The organism is Pseudomonas sp. NPDC087598 (assembly GCF_044743525.1).
In the GTDB taxonomy this organism is placed as follows: Bacteria; Pseudomonadota; Gammaproteobacteria; order Pseudomonadales; family Pseudomonadaceae; genus Aquipseudomonas.
In genome coordinates this window covers 75,379-77,271 of record NZ_JBIUWQ010000030.1, presented here as the reverse complement: position 1 = coordinate 77,271, position 1,893 = coordinate 75,379, and the positions used below count along the sequence as shown (strand labels likewise).

Here is a 1,893-nt window from a genome sequence, read left to right as displayed (position 1 = left end):
AGGTGATACACGCTGGTGGCTTCCATCACGATCAGGGACGAAGGCTCGACCTGCTTATTCAGCCAAGCTTCAAACTCTTTGAAACCCTTCGGGTCATTGGCCAGTTTGGCTTTGGTTTTGTGTTTACCGTTTGGCAGGTGAGTGGCGATATCAAAGGTGTTTTTAGCGATATCGACGCCGACAAAATTGGACATGACTGTCTCTCCATTGATCCGTTTTCGATCATCACTGCACTCTGTCCAACCTTGCGAATGCGGGCTCTCGCCAAAGACGGGCCCAAGATACCGTTCGAACTATATGAGTGAGTGTGGAGGGCAGGAGCACGATCTACATCACAGGCAAAAAGCCTAAGGAGCTGCACGGCTTCCAAGTCCCTCCCTCGATGATCAGTCGAGAACTATCGCTCCTGACGGAGCGATAGTCGAGATACAAGGAGCTGCCGCAGGCTGCGATCTTTTGCGTTTAGCGGTTAAACCGCTCCACCAACGAATACTGCGTGTTGGCAGTCTTGGTCAGCTCTTCACTCAGCAACGCCGAGTTATGCGCCTGTTCCGAGGTCTGATCCGCCAGTTCCGAGATGTTGCTGATGTTGCGGCTGATCTCTTCAGCCACCGCACTTTGCTCTTCGGTCGCCGCAGCGATCTGCGTGGTCATGTCGGTGATGTTGGCCACCGCTTCACTGATGCCGACCAGGGCCTGATCCGCTTCCAGTACCCGCGCCACACCTTCTTCCGCTTGGCGATGCCCGGCTTCCATGGTTTGTACGGCGCTCGAAGCCGTTTGCTGCAACTTGGCGATCAAGGCATGGATCTGCCCGGTCGATTCGCTGGTGCGTTGCGCCAATTGACGCACTTCGTCAGCCACCACGGCAAAACCACGGCCCATTTCACCGGCACGCGCTGCTTCAATCGCAGCGTTGAGCGCGAGCAGGTTGGTCTGGTCGGCGATGCCTTTGATCACGTCGACCACGCCACCGATTTCGTCGCTGTCCTTGGCCAGTTGGGTCACGGTCAGGCCGGTTTCACCGACGACCACGGACAGGCGCTGAATGGCTTCGCGGGTTTCCCCGGCGATGTCGCGGCCGCGACCGGTCAGGCGATTGGCTTCCTGAGTCGCGTCAGCGGTGCGCTGTACGTGGCTCGCCACTTCCTGAGTGGTGGCGGCCATTTGGTTGACGGCGGTGGCGACCTGTTCGGTTTCCACGCGCTGACGCTCCAGGCCGATGGAGCTGTTGTGCGCCAGCGAGTCGGATTGTTTGGCCTGATCGGTCAGGTGTTCGGCGGTGTCCTGCAGACGGGTCAGGCAGGTTTTCAGGCGCGCTTCCTGGCTGAGGATCGACATTTCCAGGCGCGCTTGGGCGCCACGGCTGTCGGTGTACATCTGCGCGATCAACGGGTCGGAAGTGGTCTGTTCGGCCAGACGCAGCAGGCGCTTGAGCCCGCGTTGTTGCCATTGCAGACCCATCAGGCCCAGCGGCACCGACAGACCCGCAGCGAGGGCGAAGCCCCAGTGCGAGTTCAGGGTCGCGCCGATCACGAAGCTCAACTGGCTGACCAGAATGAACGGCAGCCAGTCCTGCAGCACCGGCAGCCATTTATCACTGGAAGGAATTGCCGGCTTGCCCTGGTTGATGCGTTGGTAGAGCGCTTCGGCACGGCGGATCTGTTCGGCGGTGGGTTTGATCCGCACCGACTCGTAACCGACCACCTGATTGCCGTCGAACACCGGCGTTACATAGGCGTTAACCCAGTAATGATCACCGGTCTTGCAGCGATTCTTGACAATGCCCATCCATGGCAAGCCTTGTTTCAAAGTGCCACACATGTGCGAATACACCGCAGCCGGGACGTCGGGGGGACGAAGCAGGTTTTGCGGCGCACGGTTCTGCTCCTC

The 1,893-nt window shown here is 59.2% G+C and carries 2 protein-coding genes; both read right to left on the bottom strand.

The window, feature by feature from the left end; genetic code table 11:
• On the bottom strand, positions 1-194 hold a 194-nt coding region (locus tag ACIOWE_RS17350; protein WP_401393727.1), incomplete at its 3' end, for a transposase.
• Positions 195-462: 268 nt separating this feature from the next.
• A complete protein-coding gene (locus tag ACIOWE_RS17345) occupies positions 463-1,866 on the bottom strand; it encodes a methyl-accepting chemotaxis protein (protein WP_401393730.1) in 1,404 nt (467 codons plus the stop codon).
• Positions 1,867-1,893: the final 27 nt, after the last annotated feature.